Annotated in this window: 17 protein-coding genes; 6 read left to right on the forward strand and 11 right to left on the reverse strand. The window is 37.2% G+C overall.

Translation table 11 applies throughout. The annotated features are described in order from the left end of the window. Positions 1-116: 116 nt before the first annotated feature. Both ACK1U5_RS22350 and ACK1U5_RS22355 read left to right on the forward strand, forming a co-directional pair. Positions 117-1517, forward strand: a complete 1401-nt coding sequence (locus tag ACK1U5_RS22350) for a M28 family metallopeptidase (RefSeq protein WP_001232225.1) — start codon at positions 117-119, stop codon at positions 1515-1517. A gap of 146 nt (positions 1518-1663) precedes the next feature. Beyond that, entirely contained in the window at positions 1664-2038 is a 375-nt protein-coding gene (locus ACK1U5_RS22355; RefSeq protein WP_000738223.1) for a hypothetical protein, read from the forward strand. A gap of 25 nt (positions 2039-2063) precedes the next feature. Here ACK1U5_RS22355 and ACK1U5_RS22360 read toward each other — a convergent pair whose 3' ends face one another. The 5 genes from ACK1U5_RS22360 to ACK1U5_RS22380 all read right to left on the reverse strand — a co-directional run bounded on the left by ACK1U5_RS22360 (position 2064) and on the right by ACK1U5_RS22380 (position 6047). Next, positions 2064-2735 (reverse strand): ECF-type sigma factor negative effector, encoded by a 672-nt coding sequence (locus ACK1U5_RS22360; RefSeq protein ID WP_044585033.1) that lies wholly within the window; start codon positions 2733-2735, stop codon positions 2064-2066. Next, entirely contained in the window at positions 2719-3033 is a 315-nt protein-coding gene (locus ACK1U5_RS22365; protein ID WP_000133820.1) for a hypothetical protein, read from the reverse strand. The genes ACK1U5_RS22360 and ACK1U5_RS22365 overlap by 17 nt, the downstream gene beginning before the upstream one ends. Beyond that, complete coding sequence (locus ACK1U5_RS22370) at positions 3020-3547, reverse strand: RNA polymerase sigma factor (protein WP_050964604.1); 528 nt, start codon at positions 3545-3547, stop codon at positions 3020-3022. Before ACK1U5_RS22370 ends, ACK1U5_RS22365 begins: the two co-directional genes overlap by 14 nt. Positions 3548-3939: 392 nt before the next feature. Then, entirely contained in the window at positions 3940-5610 is a 1671-nt protein-coding gene (gene argS / locus ACK1U5_RS22375; protein WP_001086446.1) for an arginine--tRNA ligase, read from the reverse strand. Next, positions 5610-6047, reverse strand: coding sequence for a DUF1934 domain-containing protein (locus ACK1U5_RS22380; RefSeq protein ID WP_000414867.1), 438 nt, complete (start codon positions 6045-6047; stop codon positions 5610-5612). The genes argS and ACK1U5_RS22380 overlap by 1 nt, the downstream gene beginning before the upstream one ends. A 202-nt stretch (positions 6048-6249) precedes the next feature. Here ACK1U5_RS22380 and ACK1U5_RS22385 point away from each other — a divergent pair, with 202 nt between their 5' ends. Further along, a complete protein-coding gene (locus ACK1U5_RS22385) occupies positions 6250-7236 on the forward strand; it encodes a S66 family peptidase (RefSeq protein ID WP_000613231.1) in 987 nt (328 codons plus the stop codon). Positions 7237-7260: 24 nt separating this feature from the next. Here the strand turns inward: ACK1U5_RS22385 and ACK1U5_RS22390 are convergent, their stop codons facing one another. After that, positions 7261-7623 carry a YxeA family protein gene (locus ACK1U5_RS22390; protein WP_000779920.1) on the reverse strand — a complete coding sequence of 121 codons (363 nt, stop codon included), beginning with the start codon at positions 7621-7623 and terminating at the stop codon, positions 7261-7263. A gap of 232 nt (positions 7624-7855) precedes the next feature. Here ACK1U5_RS22390 and ACK1U5_RS22395 point away from each other — a divergent pair, with 232 nt between their 5' ends. Next, positions 7856-8893 (forward strand): PTS sugar transporter subunit IIC, encoded by a 1038-nt coding sequence (locus ACK1U5_RS22395; RefSeq protein ID WP_000996328.1) that lies wholly within the window; start codon positions 7856-7858, stop codon positions 8891-8893. Positions 8894-9360: 467 nt separating this feature from the next. Here the strand turns inward: ACK1U5_RS22395 and speB are convergent, their stop codons facing one another. The 4 genes from speB to ACK1U5_RS22415 all read right to left on the reverse strand — a co-directional run bounded on the left by speB (position 9361) and on the right by ACK1U5_RS22415 (position 13020). Beyond that, positions 9361-10233 carry an agmatinase gene (gene speB / locus ACK1U5_RS22400; protein WP_001209831.1) on the reverse strand — a complete coding sequence of 291 codons (873 nt, stop codon included), beginning with the start codon at positions 10231-10233 and terminating at the stop codon, positions 9361-9363. A gap of 218 nt (positions 10234-10451) precedes the next feature. Next, positions 10452-11279 (reverse strand): polyamine aminopropyltransferase, encoded by an 828-nt coding sequence (gene speE, locus ACK1U5_RS22405; protein WP_000424698.1) that lies wholly within the window; start codon positions 11277-11279, stop codon positions 10452-10454. A 164-nt stretch (positions 11280-11443) separates the two neighbouring features. Next, on the reverse strand, positions 11444-12607 hold the full coding sequence (locus ACK1U5_RS22410) for an MFS transporter (RefSeq protein WP_000444243.1): 1164 nt from the start codon (positions 12605-12607) through the stop codon (positions 11444-11446). A 5-nt stretch (positions 12608-12612) separates the two neighbouring features. Continuing rightward, a complete protein-coding gene (locus tag ACK1U5_RS22415) occupies positions 12613-13020 on the reverse strand; it encodes a MerR family transcriptional regulator (RefSeq protein WP_000276557.1) in 408 nt (135 codons plus the stop codon). A 152-nt stretch (positions 13021-13172) separates the two neighbouring features. Here ACK1U5_RS22415 and ACK1U5_RS22420 point away from each other — a divergent pair, with 152 nt between their 5' ends. Together ACK1U5_RS22420 and ACK1U5_RS22425 are read left to right on the forward strand one after the other, a co-directional pair. Continuing rightward, positions 13173-13898 (forward strand): glycerophosphodiester phosphodiesterase, encoded by a 726-nt coding sequence (locus ACK1U5_RS22420; RefSeq protein ID WP_000042786.1) that lies wholly within the window; start codon positions 13173-13175, stop codon positions 13896-13898. A 101-nt stretch (positions 13899-13999) separates the two neighbouring features. Then, a complete protein-coding gene (locus tag ACK1U5_RS22425; RefSeq protein ID WP_000372962.1) occupies positions 14000-16051 on the forward strand; it encodes a transglycosylase domain-containing protein in 2052 nt (683 codons plus the stop codon). 34 nt (positions 16052-16085) lie between these two features. Here ACK1U5_RS22425 and ACK1U5_RS22430 read toward each other — a convergent pair whose 3' ends face one another. After that, a complete protein-coding gene (locus ACK1U5_RS22430) occupies positions 16086-16595 on the reverse strand; it encodes a YwhD family protein (RefSeq protein WP_000136678.1) in 510 nt (169 codons plus the stop codon). Between the last annotated feature and the right edge of the window lie 17 nt (positions 16596-16612).

A 16612-nucleotide genomic window follows, 5' to 3' on the forward strand; every position in this document is an offset into this window, starting at 1 on the left:
GTTTTTTTATTTCTCAATGTCAGAATATTGAAAAATAAAAGGTGTGAAGGTAAAATAAAGTCATTATCCGTCTTCTTTTGTCAGTCAGAGAGAATAGAAGAATAGGAGAGGAAAAAATGAGAAAATCATTGAAACAAAAAATAGTAAGCTCTTTGCTTGCTGTATCACTTGCTGTTAGCTTAGCTCCAATTGGGCAAGCAAAAGCGGATTCCACGTCAGAGGTTACACAAACTCCATCTATTACAAAACAGATTGATCCAAACCGCGCGATTGAACATGTTCGTTTCTTATCTGAAACAATTGGTCCTCGCCCCGGTGGAACAAAATCCGAAGAATGGGCTTCTCGTTACATTGGTATGCAGCTTAAATCAATGGGCTATGAAGTAGAATATCAACCATTTCAGGTGCCCGATCAATACGTTGGATTCATTGAATCACCCCTATCAACAAAACGTAATTGGCAAGCTGGTGCTGCTCCTAATGCACTAATTTCTACAGAAGCTGTTACAGCTCCCCTTATCTTTGTTCAAGGTGGGACAAAATTAGAAGATATTCCAAATGAAGTAAACGGTAAAATTGTTTTATTTGAAAGAGGAACGACAGTTACCGACTATAATAAACAAGTTGAAAATGCTGTTAGCAAAGGTGCAAAAGGTGTTCTTTTATACAGTTTAATTGGCGGACGCGGAAATTATGGACAAACCTTCAATCCCCGCCTAATGAAAAAGCAATCTATCCCTGTCTTTGGTCTTGCTTATGCGCAAGGAAATGCATTTAAAGAAGAAATCGCTAAAAAGGGGACAACAATTCTTTCCCTAAAAGCGAGACATGAATCTAAATTAACATCTCTAAATGTTATCGCCAAAAAGAAACCAAAGAAGAGTACAGGTAATGAAAAAGCAGTCGTTGTAAGCTCGCACTATGATAGTGTTGTCGGAGCACCTGGCGCAAATGATAATGCTTCTGGAACTGGATTAGTATTAGAACTAGCTCGTGCTTTTCAAAATGTAGAAACTGATAAAGAAATTCGCTTTATTACCTTTGGTTCTGAAGAAACTGGATTACTTGGTTCGGATTATTACGTGAATAGTCTATCCCAAAAAGAACGCGACCGTATTTTAGGTGTCTTTAACGCCGACATGGTTGCAACAAATTATGATAAAGCAAAGAATTTATACGCTATGACACCTGATGGCTCTACAAACTTTGTAACAGATGCTGCCTTGCAAGCAGGTAAACAACTAAATAATGACCTCGTCCTACAAGGTAAATTCGGTTCTAGTGATCATGTTCCATTTGCTGAAGCTGGTATTCCTGCTGCTCTATTTATTTGGATGGGTGTCGATAGTTGGAATCCATTAATCTATCATATTGAGAAGGTATACCATACACCTCAAGATAACGTATTAGAAAATATTTCACCTGAACGAATGAAAATGGCATTAGACGTTATCGGAACAGGTGTTTATAACTCGCTTCAAAAACCTGTTACTCAAACTGAACAGAAAGCTGCTTAATCAATAAAAGACCACTGATTTTTATCAGTGGTCTTTTATTGAGAAAAAATATATATGCATAAAAGCATATTTTATCCTACTCATTATCGTATACAATATTAACTGTAACAATACCGATTACAACTTATAAGGAGGCTTTTTCTATTATGAAAAAAATGATTTTAGCAGGTGCGTTAACTTTAGCAGGTATTACCGGCGCTACCGCGTTTATTCCTGAAACAAAAGTCGCTGCTGCCGCTCAAGAACAAAGCTTTACAAAATTTTATTCTTTGCAAACTGGAGGTAGTTCTGAACAAGAACCTGTTTTCCTTCAAAAGGGACAAGAGTTAACAATTCAACCTAACAGCAAAACTCCTAGTTACAGTGTTTATGACTCAAATCATAACCTTATTGGACGTTATTCTGATGGTTACGGCCGAATTTTCACTGCAAAAACAGATGGAAATATGTATGTTCAATTTCATGCACCTTACGTTTACTATAGTCCTGTTAGTTTTTCTGTTACTTATACTATTCAATAGAAAAGAGGTCCTTTATAGGACCCTTTTATTTCTCTTCCCAATTCACTTTTACAAATCCATCTTTTACTTTTAATCCGCTTATATTCAATACATATTCCTCATTTGCTTTTAAAGTAACTGTAAAAGTACCTTTTTTCGATTCACAAATTTCCTTTAACTCTTTTATACCTTCTCCTTGTCTTTCATACACACTAAAACATAAGTTTCCTCGTTTTGCATCTGTCTCATAAGAAAATGTCACTTCTGTATCCTTTTCATACTGAAATTCAATATCCTTACCGGCAATATCCCATGATGAGAATTTTGCCTCGTAACTTGTTTTCCCTTGCTTCTCATTTGCTAAATATATATCTCCGGCTCTCCACGCATCATCTAACGTTTGTGCAAAAGTAAAACCACTAAGTAATACAAACATTGTGCTTGCCAATATCGCAACTAATGTTACTTTCTGTTTTTTAACAAAATTCACCTTACGTTCTCCTTCAACCTTCTTTTTACTTCTTCTTGCCATATATAATAAAAACCCAATAAAGAATGGTAATATAACTGCTAAAATACTCCATCCTTTGCTCATTTGATGTGCTTTAGCATCTGTATATACCCATGACCCAACACATATTAAAAGTGCTATAAAAGCCAAAAACATTGTAATCCCAGCTATCTCAAATACTACAAATGGATTAGCGAACTCTATCATGTAATTTATACTCCTTCTTTAAAAACGACTGTATTACAACATATATCGGAATGTATACGTGCATCGTAATCACACTTGCTATCAGCATAGGAATTTTATGATCCAAATGAGTGATAAATTGTTCTATAACAATTGTTAACAAAACAATCCAAATGGTGTGAATACAAATCATCCATTTCCTCTCTAACTTCTGAGCCTTTCGCACGCCCTGCTTCGTGTTATTTATTAGCTCTTCGCTTGGAGTTATCTCTTCTGCTAAGCTACTCTTTACCTTCTGTTCAAATTTATCTTCTGTCATAAACGAACCCCTCCAAATGTTCTCGCATTTGCTTCTTCGCATAATTAAGGCGATATTTCACTGTACCAATCGGTATATTTAATATTTCGCTAATTTCTTTATAAGAGTATTGTTCATAATAGTAGAGTACGAGCACGGTTTTATATTTTTCATTCAATAGCTGTATAACTTCCCGTATCATTTCCGCTTCCACTTTTTGAATAAATTCTTCTGATATATTCACATCATCTGCGAAATCTATTTCTCCACCATCTTCTTTATGAAATAAATCTAAGACGCGATCTTTCCATCTTTTCTTCTTGCGGTAAAAGTCATAAAATGTACGAACGCAAATTGTAGTAATCCACTTTTTATAATTATCCACATAAGAAAGTTGGTGCCTTGATGAAAAAACCTTTATCCACGTCTCTTGAAAAATATCTTCCGCATCTTCTTTCGTTTTCGCTAACTTATAGCATAAGGAATATATTTGCTGCTTATATATATCAATTAATTCTTCTATCTTTTCTTCCATCATAAGCCTCCTGTCATTTATATAAGACGACGCAAATTCCCCTTTTGTTTGATAAATTTTTTTTATTATCTCCACATAAAAAGGCAATCACAACATCGTGTGATTGCCTTTTATTTAAAAACGAAAGTCCGCTTCCGCTTTTCTTTATGTCCAGCTCTGCCTCCTAGCCCCTTCTGTCTAAGAACCTTCCTCACGAGAAGATAAAATGCATCTTCTGTTGGAAAGAACCTTAGCCTTCGGGACTAAACAATCGGCTCCGCTTTTCTTTATTGTCCAGTTCCAGCGGCTAGAATACTCGGTGGCTTCGCGCCTTCCTCCGAGGCAAAGTACACCTCTCTGTCAGGAGCTCCATCCCCCTCCTATTCTAAACGAGCCGCTTCCGCTTTTCTTCATTACATTTTTTCTGGTGCAGATACTCCTACGATTGCTAATGCATTTTGAAGTGTAGTGCGTACTGCTTTCATTAACTCATAACGAGCTTTACTTAATTCTAAGTTATCTTGGTTTAATACTTTTTCTGCATTGTAGAAGCTGTGTAATGTTGCTGCTAATTCAAATGCATAGTTTGTAATACGGTGTGGCAGACGTTTTTGTGCTGCATCCGCAACTACAGCTGGGAATTCACCAAGTTTTTTCAGTAACTCTACTTCTTTCTCAGAAGTAACAAGTTTATAGTTCACATCTCCATCTACAGCTAATCCTAATTCTTCGCCTTGACGAAGGATACTGCATACGCGAGCATGAGCATATTGTGCATAGTATACTGGGTTTTCATTAGATTTTGATACAGCTAAGTCCATATCGAAGTCTAAATGAGAATCACCGCTACGCATTGCGAAGAAGTAACGCATTGCGTCCACGCCTACTTCTTCCATAAGCTCACGAAGTGTAACTGCTTTACCCGTACGCTTACTCATCTTCATTTTTTCACCATTTTGGTATAGTTGTACCATTTGGATGATTTCTACTTCAAGCGTGTCTTTATCGTAACCAAGTGCTTGAATAGCAGCCTTCATACGAGGAATGTAACCGTGGTGGTCAGCACCCCAAATGTTGATTAACTTATCAAAACCACGCTCTAATTTATCACGGTGATACGCGATATCTGGCGTTAAGTATGTGTAAGAACCGTCGTTTTTAATTAATACACGATTTTTGTCATCGCCGTAAGTCATTGAACGGAACCAAGTTGCGCCGTCTTCTTCAAAGATCTCTTCACGCTCTTTTAATACAGCAAGAGCTTGATCGATTTTTCCGTTTTTGTATAGTGATGTTTCTGAGAACCATACATCAAATTTAACGCGGAAGCTTTCTAAGTCTTTTTGAAGTTTTGCTAATTCATATTTTAAACCGTACTCACGGTAGAATTCATAGCTTTCTTTTTCATCAGCTTTCGCATAACGATCGCCGAATTCTTCTGCTAAACGTTTACCAATTCCAATGATATCCGCACCATGGTAACCGTCTTCAGGCATTTCTTTATCTAAGCCTAAAGCTTGCATGTAACGAGCTTCAACAGAAAGAGCTAAGTTATGAATTTGGTTACCAGCATCATTAATGTAGTACTCACGAGATACATCGTAGCCTGCTTTTGCTAATAGGTTACATAAAGTGTCACCTACTGCCGCACCACGTGCATGTCCTAAGTGAAGGTCACCTGTTGGATTAGCAGATACGAACTCAACTTGTACTTTTTCACCTTTACCAGTATTCGTTTCACCGTAAGCTTCACCAGCGTTTACGATTGTTGGAATTAAATCTGTTAAGTAGCTATTATCCATATAGAAGTTAATAAAACCAGGACCAGCGATTTCGATTTTTTCAATAGAAGCTTTTGCTTTATCGAAGTTTGCAACTAGTTCTTCTGCAATCATACGAGGTGCTTTTTTCGCAACGCGTGCAAGTTGCATTGCCATATTTGTAGAGAAGTCACCATTTGTTTTATCTTTTGGAGATTCTAATACAACGTTTGGAATCTGTTCTTCTGTCGCTAATTCTGCCTTTAATACAGCAGCCTGAATTTCTTCTTTAATCAATCCTTTTACTTGTTCTAAGGAATTCATTATTTTGCCTCCTTCAAATTAATTGTAATAGTATATCTGCCAGCTTCTTGTTCACTTAGAAGCAATGCGTAAGTTAAGAAGAGTTGTCCTTTTTTCTTTTCATCCGACCATTTAAAAAGAACGTTATCAGTCTTTGTTTGCAATGCAAACGTACCAAGTTCACTCGTATACGTACCAGTTGTCCATTCACCTTTCACATGCGTCTGACGCATAGAAACAGCACCTGAACGCATAATGAGAACTTGTTCATCTTGAATTTTAATAATTGTTTTCACTTCGCCTTGTTCGTTCGGCTCCTGGAATGTTACATATGTACCTTGACCTTTTACATAGTATTGACCATTTGCTTCAAAAGCAACGGTTTCCTTCCTCGCCCCTTCACGGATTTCTGTTACGAAATGAACGTGTACCGGCAAGCCTGCAAGTTGTTTCTCCACGTCTTGCACACCTTTCAAATGTTATAGATATTAAATACTACTTATAATAAATCACTTTTCCTATCATATCAAAAAAAGACTCTGTCTGTCTGCTGAAAAATCAGGAAAACTCCATTTCAAAAAATAATTCACTTCTACTTTATTTTATATGATAAAATATTTTTTAAATCTAAATATTCTTTCAATTAAAGAGGTGAATATAGTGATACCAACAAAGTTAAAAAAGGGTGATGAAATACGGGTGATTTCACCATCGTGTAGTTTAAGTATTGTTTCAAATGAAAATAAAAAATTTGCTATAAAAAGATTAACCGACATGGGCTTTCAAGTTACATTCTCAAAATATGCCGATGAGATAGATCGATTTGCTTCCTCTTCTATTTCTTCCCGCATTCAAGACCTCCATAAAGCATTTAGAGACCCTAATGTAAAAGCTATTTTGACGACACTTGGCGGATACAACTCCAATGGTTTATTGAAACATCTCGATTATGATCTAATTCGTAAAAATCCGAAATTTTTCTGTGGTTATTCAGATATTACTGCTTTAAATAATGCAATTTACGCAAAAACAGGTCTCGTTACATATTCAGGACCCCATTTCTCTTCCTTTGGAATGGAGAAAGGGCTCGAGTATACAACCGATTACTTTTTAAAGTGCTTAACTTCTAATGAGCCTATTGAAGTCCTGCCATCTGAAACATGGAGCGATGATTCTTGGTATATAGATCAGAAAAATCGAGAATTTATTAAAAATAAAGGATACGTTTCAATTCAGGAAGGAGAAGCTACGGGAGATATTATCGGTGGCAATATGAGCACATTTAACTTACTGCAAGGTACACCATATATGCCAAATTTAAAGGACAAAATTTTATTTATTGAAGAAGATAGTTTAACTGGAACATCTACTCTTAAAACTTTTGATCGTTATTTACATTCCCTTATGCAGCAGCAAGATTTTGAATACATAAAGGGAATCGTTATAGGAAAGATGCAAAAAGGTGCAGAATGTACGATAGAAGACATTCAAGAAATGATTGCTTCAAAACCTGAACTTGCACATATTCCTATCATTGCAAACGCAAGTTTCGGGCATACAACCCCGATTTTCACTTTCCCAATTGGTGGACGTGCAAAAATTATTTCTAACAAGGAAAAAACATCTATCACTATTTTAACGCACTAAAAAGGAGCGAATGAGTCGCTCCTTTTATGGTTTTTCTATTTTTTCCAACGCTTTTTGTGGAATAGATTCTTTCGGGATTTCAGCCCATCCTTTTCCTTGCATACCTTTTGCATAAATTTTTATAAACGCCCCCGTATGCAATTCACGGTTCATCATTCTTTTAATGATCTGTAACTTTCCGTCTTCTGTATACCCTTTAAAAGTATACAAGTATTCTCCGTCTTTTTTCTCACCTTTATCTATAACCGCATAATAATCTTGTATTTCTTTATTTGAAAAGAAGTTGTCTACAAAAGCATGTACACCTTCTGTTTTTGTGTTCAAATAATACGCTGTTCCACCTAGAATAATGGCGAATACAGCTAAAACTTTAATTACCAATTTCATACATGAACCTCCTGTTTGCACTTCTTTCTCACTAGTATTATATCTATACTTGTATTATACGGAAAAGAGCATACTATACTCTATCTAAAAGTCTTACACTTTCCTTACATTATTGTAAGGGATTTTTCTTACAGCAAGTTCCCAAGAAAAAATTTTTCCGTTTCATACACTTTTATATTATTATTGAATGATACGAATTTTTATTACAAAAATCAAAGGAGACAGTTTTCAAATGGCTATCTTGCAAGGTTTAGCACTATTACTTGTTGTACTTTGTCTATTTACACTTTTTAGTTACCGTGCGCCTTATGGAATGAAGGCGATGGGTGCTTTAGCTAATGCAGCAATCGCAAGTTTTCTTATTGAAGCATTTCACCGTTATATAGGTGGGGAAATGTTTCATAATGACTTTTTACAATCAGTAGGAGAAGCTTCCGGTAGTATGAGCGGTGTCGCAGCAGCGATTTTAGTCGCATTAGCAATCGGTGTTTCCCCCGTATACGCTGTTTTAATTGGTATCGCTACTAGTGGATTCGGTATTTTACCAGGATTTTTCGCTGGATACGTTTGTGCTTTCGTCGTGAAATTTCTCGAAAAGAAATTACCAGCTGGCGTGGAATTTTTAGCAATCCTATTTATCGCTGCACCAATCTCACGCGGAATGGCAATGCTTATGGATCCGCTTGTTAACGCAACACTCGGTAAAATCGGTTCTATGATTTCAGTTGCAACTACAGAAAGCCCTATCATTATGGGTATTATGCTTGGTGGATTAATAACAGTTATTTCTACCTCTCCACTGAGTTCTATGGCACTAACTGCAATGCTTGGATTAACAGGTTTACCTATGGCGATTGGTAGTCTTGCCGTTGCGGCCTCAGCCCCGATGAACTTTATTTTCTTTAAACGATTAAAAATTTGTTCAAAGAAAGATACAATTGCTGTAGCAATCGAACCTTTAACACAAGCCGATGTTGTCTCAGCAAATCCAATTCCAATCTATATGACAAATTTCGTTGGCGGTGCACTTGCCGGTATTATTACATCGCTATTCCAGCTTGTTAATAATGCACCAGGAACAGCATCACCAATTCCAGGTCTTCTTGTCCTATTCGGATTTAATGACGTTATAAAAGTAACGATCGCTGCCGTACTATGTGGAATCGTTACCACTATTGTCGGATACATTGGATCTATTGTGTTCCGTAAATATCCAATCCGCTCTGCTGATGAAATTCGCGGAGTTACTTCGGAAGAGAAGGTTGCATAAGAAAAAGAGCTATTCCCATCGTTTGAGAATAGCTTTTTTTTGTGTTGCGTAATGGTAAATGAAATTATATCAGCGGTTTTTTCAATATATCAGCGCAACTCGAATTATATCGGCGATTTTTTTAATATATCGGCGCAACTCGAATTATATCGGCGATTTTTTCAATATATCGACTTACCGACACATAACGACAAAATAAGAGCCCTCTAATCATATAGAGGGCTCTTATTTTATCTAGCTGCAGCGGCTAGAATGATTGGTGGCTTCGCTTCTTCCTTCGAGGCAAAAAGCGCCTCTACGTCTGAAGCTCCATCCCCCCCACATTCTGAGCGAGCCGCTTCCGCTTTTATTTTATCCAGTTACGTCTCCTAGCCCCTTGCGTCTAAGAACCTTCCCTGCCAAAAGGTAAAAAGCACCTTTTGCAAGAAAGAACCTTAGTCACCGGGTCTAAACAGTCGGCTTCACTTTTATTTCACCCAACCGAGCAGCATTTCCCGCACGAATTTGCTTGCTGCGACTGGTGTTTGATCACTATGGTCGTAGACTGGAGCTACTTCTACTAAGTCTGCTCCAACTACATTTATATTTGAATTTGCAATTGCTACGATGGAATCTAATAATTCTTTAGATGTGATACCTCCAGCTTCTAACGTTCCTGTTCCAGGAGCGTGAGCTGGGTCTAATACGTCAATGTCAATTGTGACATAAACTGGGCGTCCTGCCAGTTTCGGTAATACTTCTTTTAACGGTTCTAATACGTCAAATTTATATAAGTTCATACCTACTTCTTTTGCCCATTCGAATTCTTCCTTCATTCCAGAACGAATACCGAAAGAATATACGTTTTCCGGACCAATTAAATCGCACACCTTACGAATAGGTGTAGAGTGGGATAAAGGCTCCCCTTCATACGACTCACGTAAATCAGTATGAGCATCCATATGGATGATTGCTAAATCCGGATATTTTTTTGCCATTGCCTTAAAAATTGGCCAAGACACTAGGTGCTCACCACCGAGACCTAGTGGAAACTTATCGGCATCTAAAAGTTTTGATACATACTCTTCAATCATGTCTAAACTGCGTTGTGCGTTTCCGAATGGTAATGGGATATCACCCGCATCAAAATATTTTACCTCTTCTAGTTCACGATCTAAATACGGGCTATATTCTTCAAGACCGATTGATACTTCACGAATACGTGCAGGGCCAAAGCGAGATCCCGGACGGTAACTTACTGTCCAATCCATAGGCATCCCGTAAATAACTACCTTTGACTCTTCAAAACTTGGATGACTTTTAATAAATACTTTACCTGAATAAGCTTCATCAAAACGCATATTCTTTTCCTCCTTATGTGGAACTTAAGGTATCCCAACCTTTCATTATTTCTCAAATTTGGAGCGCATTGCTCCTCTTTCTCGATTTACCGGGTCTTCTGTTTCATAACAAGAAGACGATTTTCTTTACAGGAGTGTAAGTAGCTAGCATGTTCAAGTCTTCTGGACAAACACCTTAAATGAGCTACTCACACTTTATTTGTTCAAACGCGATTTTCTTACTTAATTAAATCGCCAACAAATTTTGGTAATGCGAACGCTGCGTTGTGTAATTCTTTTGTGTAGTATTTCGTTTCGATTTCGTGGAAACGCTCTTCACTTACTTGTAATGGATCATGTTTTTTAGATCCAATTGTGAACGTCCAAAGACCACTTGGGTAAGTTGGAATGTTCGCTGTGTATAAACGAGTAATAGGGAAGATCTCTTTTACGTCTTTAAACACAGTTGTAATTAATTCTGGTGTAAACCAAGGGTTGTCCGTTTGTGCAACGAAAATACCGTCTTCTTTTAACGCTTTAGAGATTCCAGCGTAGAAACCTTTCGTAAATAAGTTTACTGCTGGTCCTACTGGCTCAGTAGAATCTACCATAATTACGTCATATTCATTTTCGCTCTCTGCGATGTGTAGGAAGCCATCTCCTACTTTTACTTCTACACGCTCATTATCTAATGCGCCTGCAATTGATGGTAGATATTGTTTAGAGTACTCAATTACCTTTCCATCGATTTCAACAAGAGTTGCTTTCTTTACACTTGGGTGTTTTAATACTTCACGAATAACACCGCCATCACCGCCGCCAACAACTAATACGTTTTCAGGGTTTGGATGTGTAAATAAAGGTACGTGCGCTACCATTTCATGATAAACGAACTCATCTTTTTCTGTTGTCATAACCATGCCATCTAAAATAAGCATGTTTCCGAACTCTTCCGTTTCAACCATATCTAATTTTTGGAATTCTGTTTGCTCCGTATGTAATGTGCGGTTAATACGCGCCGTAATCCCAAAATGTTTTGTTTGTTTTTCAGTGAACCATAGTTCCATCGTACAATCACGCCTTTCAATGCAAATTTATAATAGGGACATCATTAATGTCCCCTAACAAAAATAAAACAAAACATCCAAAAAGTATAGTTAAAAGTAAAAAAATAGCGAAAATATATTTTAGTCAGAGGGCTCCAATATCTATGCATAAAAAAAGCCCTTTCTTAAGAAAGGGCTTTTTTCTCTACTTCTACCGGTTTTTGAATCGGAATTAAAAGCATTACGCAACCAACTAATACAACAATTCCACCGACTAAAAACGGACTTTGCGGTGAAACAGTATGACCGATGACCCCTGATAAGATTGGCGCAATTGCACCACCTAACCAACGAACGAAATTATAAACACCTGATGTAACAGATCTTTCATAAGGTGAAATATCCATTACATAACTTGTAAATAATGCATTATTTAATCCAGATGCTAATCCTGATAGAACAATTAATACAATTTGTAACCACATAATTTTTACAAAGAATAGCGCGATTAAGAAAAGCGCAAATACGAGTAAACTTCCTTTCAACAATGTTTTCGGCTCATATTTCCCTTCTAGCTTATGGGCTAAAATTGCAGAACCGTAAGCTAACGCTAATCCCCATCCGCAAAACACAAACCCTAATTGAATAGCAGATAAATGCATAATAAGTGGTGAATATGCTAACACAACGAAAAATCCGTAGTAGTATAACATTCCTGAAATCGCACCTTGCATAAACGGTTTATATTTAACTAAGTTAAGTAATTCTCCTACGCCTGCCGCTTTACGCTTCACTTTTCGCTCCGGTTCTTTTACAAAAAAGAAAACTAAAATAAATGCTAAGAAGATTAAAATACTCGTCGCAAAAAATGGGTAACGCCAAGAATGTCCACCTAATATCCCGCCTAATAACGGTCCGCCTGCCATCCCTAAACCGATAGCTGCTTCATACAATCCTACTGCTTCATGAACTTCTTTACTTAATGCTATTAATAGCGTCATTGCTGTAGCAAAAAACATCGCATTTCCTAATCCCCATCCAGCGCGGAAAAGAGATAATTGAGCAATCGTTTGCGATATACCGCATATAAACGCAAATATAGTCACGATCGCAAGACCAATCGTCATCATTCGTTTATCACCAAATCTCGATGCGAATATTCCAGCTGGTAACATCATAATTGCCATCGTTAAAATATATGCTGTAAATAACATCTCTACTTGCCAATGCGATGCACCAATTTGTTCAGCAATGCTTGGTAAAATTGGGTCGACTACCCCTATACCCGAAAAGGCAAGGAAGGTAGCCACCACTGTAATCAATCTCCCTAATTTTTGTTTGCTCTCCATTTTGATTACTCTCCTTTTGTGTTCTCTAAAAATGTTACTGCACGATGTAAGCTATCTTCAAGCTCTGTCTTTACACGCTGCATTTGCTCCATTTTCTCGTCTAACGTTTGCACTTGTTGTTCAAGCATCTCTTTAATTTCTTGAATCACTTCACGGTCACGAGGATTTTCACTACTTCTTCTTTGCTCCATTCTTTCTTTTAATGATAAAAAATGCTGCATTTCTTGAAGTGTGATTCCTAGCACTTCTTTCGCTTCTACAATTTTTTTAATTCTGGCAATATCCTCATCCGTATACAGACGAATATTTCCCTCACTACGTTCTGGGGGATGAATTAAACCAATTTCCTCATAATAACGAAGTGTACGTTTTGTCAAACCAACTTGCTTTGTTACTTCATCAATTTTATACATGTTTATTCCTCCCTTCACTTGATTATTACATTTTACGTTAACGTTAACTTTTGTGCAACTGTTAGACTTTTGTAAATGTTTGTCATATTCAATTGTATTTTCCCTAAAGCAGTTTCATAATGAAAGAAAAGAGATAATAAGGAGAATTTCACATGAGTAAACCACTTATTTTCGCTCACCGCGGAGTAAAAGGAACACATCCCGAAAATACGATGATTGCCTTCCAAGAAGCAGAACGCATTGGCGCTCACGGAATTGAACTCGATGTCCACTTATCAAAAGATGGTGAACTTGTCGTAATTCACGATGAAACCGTCGATCGTACAACAAATGGCGTTGGACTTGTTTCGGAAAAAACGGTAGAGGAACTACAATCATTGGACGCTGGTAGCTATAAAGACCCTTCTTTCCATGAAGCAAAAATCCCAACGTTGCGTGAGGTTTTCATTTGGCTTTCCACAACGAACTTACAACTAAATATTGAATTAAAGACAGATGTTATTCATTACCCAAATATTGAGGAAAAAGCTGTTGCACTTGTGCGTGAATATCATCTTTCTAATCAAATTGTATTTTCATCATTTAACCATGACTCTGTTTCATTATTAGCAGAAATTGCTCCTGAAATCCCAAGAGCAATTTTATATGATACACCACTTGCTGATCCAATTGCCGAAGCAAAACATAGAGAAGCAAATGGATTACATCCAAACTTCCAGTTATTAACGAAAGAATTTGTGCAGTTAGCACAAGAGCAAGGGTATGTTTTCCGTCCATATACAATTAATGAATACAAAGATTTACAAACTATGATTGATTATGGTGTAGATGTCATCATTACTGATTGGCCAGCACGTGCCTTTGAGCTCCTTTCTTAATGGAAGGGGCTTTTTTATTTTCGAAATTTCATTGTTTAAAATAAATGAAAACCCTCAATACTAATACAATAACGCTTGTATTAATGAGGGGCTGAAAAAAGATGGATCAAACTATGAATCCAAAACTTAAAAAATATAAACGTCTTTTCTTCACCGCAATGTTTTCTTGCGTCCTTTTCTTCGTTTTTTCTTTTTTTGTTATTATTATAGTTGCAAAAATTATGGGACCTCCTCCTGTTGCGGTCCCGCAAACAAGCGTCTTTTACGCAAATGATGACACTGTTATAGGACAAAGTAATGAAATGCAAAAACGTTACAATGTACCTCTTAATGAAATTTCACCTTATGTAAAAGAGGCGACACTATCTATTGAAGATCAACGATTCTACAAACATCATGGCTTTGATATGAAACGTATTGCCGGTGCCATTGTTGCCGATTTAAAAGCGATGGCAAAAGTCCAAGGTGCTAGTACGATTACACAACAGTATGCTCGTAACCTTTACTTAGATCATGATAAAACGTGGAAACGTAAACTATTAGAAGCAATGTACACAATTCGCCTTGAGGTGAATTATAATAAAAATCATATTTTAGAAGGATATTTAAATACAATTTATTACGGACATGGCGCTTATGGCATCGAAGCTGCATCCCGTCTATATTTCGATAAAACGGCAAAAGAGTTAACATTAGCAGAAGCTAGTATGCTCGCAGGTATCCCGAAAGGGCCAAGTGTCTATTCTCCCTTTTTGAAAGAGGATCGTGCGAAAGGACGACAAGCTCTCATATTAGATGAAATGGTAGAACAAGGATATATTACGAAGCAACAAGCAGCCTTAGCGAAGAAAGAGCCACTAACTTTTGCCTCATTAGATACGAAAAAAGTAGCAGAGGTCGCACCATATTTCCAAGATGCTGTACAAGCTTCGCTCCTTCGTGATGTTGGATTAGACGAACAAGCTTTACAACGGGGTGGCTTGCGAATTTATACAACGCTAGACCCTAAACTACAAGCTGTAGCAGAACAAGCTGTAAAAGATCACATACCTGACACAACAAACATACAAACTGCTCTCGTCTCTATGAATCCAAAGACAGGTGAAGTGGCTGCTCTTGTTGGTGGAACTGATTATACTACGAGTCAATTTAACAGGGCTACACAAGCCATTCGTCAGCCTGGTTCTACATTTAAGCCATTTCTATATTATGCGGCATTAGAACGAGGATTCACGCCTGCTACGCGCTTAAAAAGCGAATATACTGTATTCACCTTAGGTGACGGCGTTTCAAAGTATAAACCGAAGAACTATAAAGATTATTATGCAGATGATTTCGTAACGATGGCACAAGCTCTCGCAGTCTCTGATAACATTTATGCTGTGAAAACGAATTTGTTTTTAGGCGATGACGCGCTTGCAAAAACAGCGAAACAATTTGGAATTAAAAGTGCATTAAAAGATGTGCCTTCTCTAGCTCTTGGTACATCACCAGTAAAACCAATTGAAATGGTTAACGCTTATAGCATGTTCGCAAATGGTGGAAAAGAAGTAAAACCTACTTTCATTCGCCGCATTATGGATCATGAAGGAAATATATTATACGATGCTCATTTAGAGAGTAAACAAGTTCTCGACAAGAGCAAAGCGTTTGTAATGGAAGAAATGATGACCGGTATGTTTAATAAGAAACTAAGCAGCTATGCTGCTGTAACTGGTCAATCGATGTTATCCAAACTATCAAGAACATATGCCGGCAAATCTGGTTCTACTGAAACGGATAGTTGGATGATCGGATTTACTCCGCAAATCGTAACTGGTGTGTGGGTCGGATATGATCAACCTAAATCTATTTCAAACGTAGCAGAACAAGGATATGCGAAGAAAATATGGACTGATACGATGGAGAAAGGGTTAGATGGACAACCAAAAAAAGAATTTAAACAACCAGGTGACGTCGTAGCGGTTAATATCAATCCAGAGAACGGTAAAATTGCTACAAAAAATTGTCCTATTTCTGTGAAAATGTATTTCGCTAAAGGTACCGAACCGACTGAATATTGTATGAATCACGTCGATGATAAAGAAGAATTTGAAAAAACGACTGAAGAAAAGAAAAAAACAAGTTGGTGGAAAAAATATCTTCCTTGGTAAAAAAAATAGCTGACGGGCATCCGTCAGCTATTTTTTATTCACTTAATAATGCACGGCGCAATTCTTCACTAGATTCGTTCCAAATAGCTTCATTATGTTCTTTCAAGAACGTACCAAGTACCTTTTTAGATGATTCATCCATATGGTCAACCATAATGTGACGCTTCAATGATTTATCCATTTTATTTACGTGCTCTGGAAGTGATTTATATCCGCGGCGAATTTCACGGTCTACTGTCATTTCACAAGCTGTTACACCTGCATAATACGCACCTGTCGCAGTTCTTTCAATCGTTACCCAAACAAGCCAAAATGGTTTTCCGTTTGGAACTTCATCTTTATTTGTTAAAAACTTAATACCTTTTTCTACTGTACTACGCGCGTGCATCGCACCAATATCAACGAATGCAGTTTTCTCTAGTACATCAACAAATACAGGTGAAATGTTTTCTAAGCTTAATGCCCCAACACCAAATCCACCATGTCCATCTGTTGAATCATTTTTCACGATATTAAAACCGATTTTTTTCTTTTTCTCTGTCATATGTAAAATCCTCCTCA

This window comes from Bacillus sp. XB1, from assembly GCF_053557995.1.

Excerpts from the sequence above, each read along its gene's own strand:
- ACK1U5_RS22410 (WP_000444243.1), bottom strand. The coding sequence starts at position 12,607 with ATGGAGAGCAAACAAAAATTAGGGAGATTGATTACAGTGGTGGCTACC.
- speE (WP_000424698.1), bottom strand. The coding sequence starts at position 11,279 with ATGGAACTATGGTTCACTGAAAAACAAACAAAACATTTTGGGATTACG.
- ACK1U5_RS22430 (WP_000136678.1), bottom strand. The coding sequence starts at position 16,595 with ATGACAGAGAAAAAGAAAAAAATCGGTTTTAATATCGTGAAAAATGAT.
- ACK1U5_RS22370 (WP_050964604.1), bottom strand. The coding sequence starts at position 3,547 with ATGGAAGAAAAGATAGAAGAATTAATTGATATATATAAGCAGCAAATA.
- ACK1U5_RS22420 (WP_000042786.1), top strand. The coding sequence starts at position 13,173 with ATGAGTAAACCACTTATTTTCGCTCACCGCGGAGTAAAAGGAACACAT.
- ACK1U5_RS22425 (WP_000372962.1), top strand. The coding sequence starts at position 14,000 with ATGGATCAAACTATGAATCCAAAACTTAAAAAATATAAACGTCTTTTC.
- ACK1U5_RS22350 (WP_001232225.1), top strand. The coding sequence starts at position 117 with ATGAGAAAATCATTGAAACAAAAAATAGTAAGCTCTTTGCTTGCTGTA.
- ACK1U5_RS22390 (WP_000779920.1), bottom strand. The coding sequence starts at position 7,623 with ATGAAATTGGTAATTAAAGTTTTAGCTGTATTCGCCATTATTCTAGGT.
- ACK1U5_RS22395 (WP_000996328.1), top strand. The coding sequence starts at position 7,856 with ATGGCTATCTTGCAAGGTTTAGCACTATTACTTGTTGTACTTTGTCTA.
- ACK1U5_RS22355 (WP_000738223.1), top strand. The coding sequence starts at position 1,664 with ATGAAAAAAATGATTTTAGCAGGTGCGTTAACTTTAGCAGGTATTACC.
- ACK1U5_RS22360 (WP_044585033.1), bottom strand. The coding sequence starts at position 2,735 with ATGATAGAGTTCGCTAATCCATTTGTAGTATTTGAGATAGCTGGGATT.
- ACK1U5_RS22365 (WP_000133820.1), bottom strand. The coding sequence starts at position 3,033 with ATGACAGAAGATAAATTTGAACAGAAGGTAAAGAGTAGCTTAGCAGAA.
- ACK1U5_RS22415 (WP_000276557.1), bottom strand. The coding sequence starts at position 13,020 with ATGTATAAAATTGATGAAGTAACAAAGCAAGTTGGTTTGACAAAACGT.
- speB (WP_001209831.1), bottom strand. The coding sequence starts at position 10,233 with ATGCGTTTTGATGAAGCTTATTCAGGTAAAGTATTTATTAAAAGTCAT.
- argS (WP_001086446.1), bottom strand. The coding sequence starts at position 5,610 with ATGAATTCCTTAGAACAAGTAAAAGGATTGATTAAAGAAGAAATTCAG.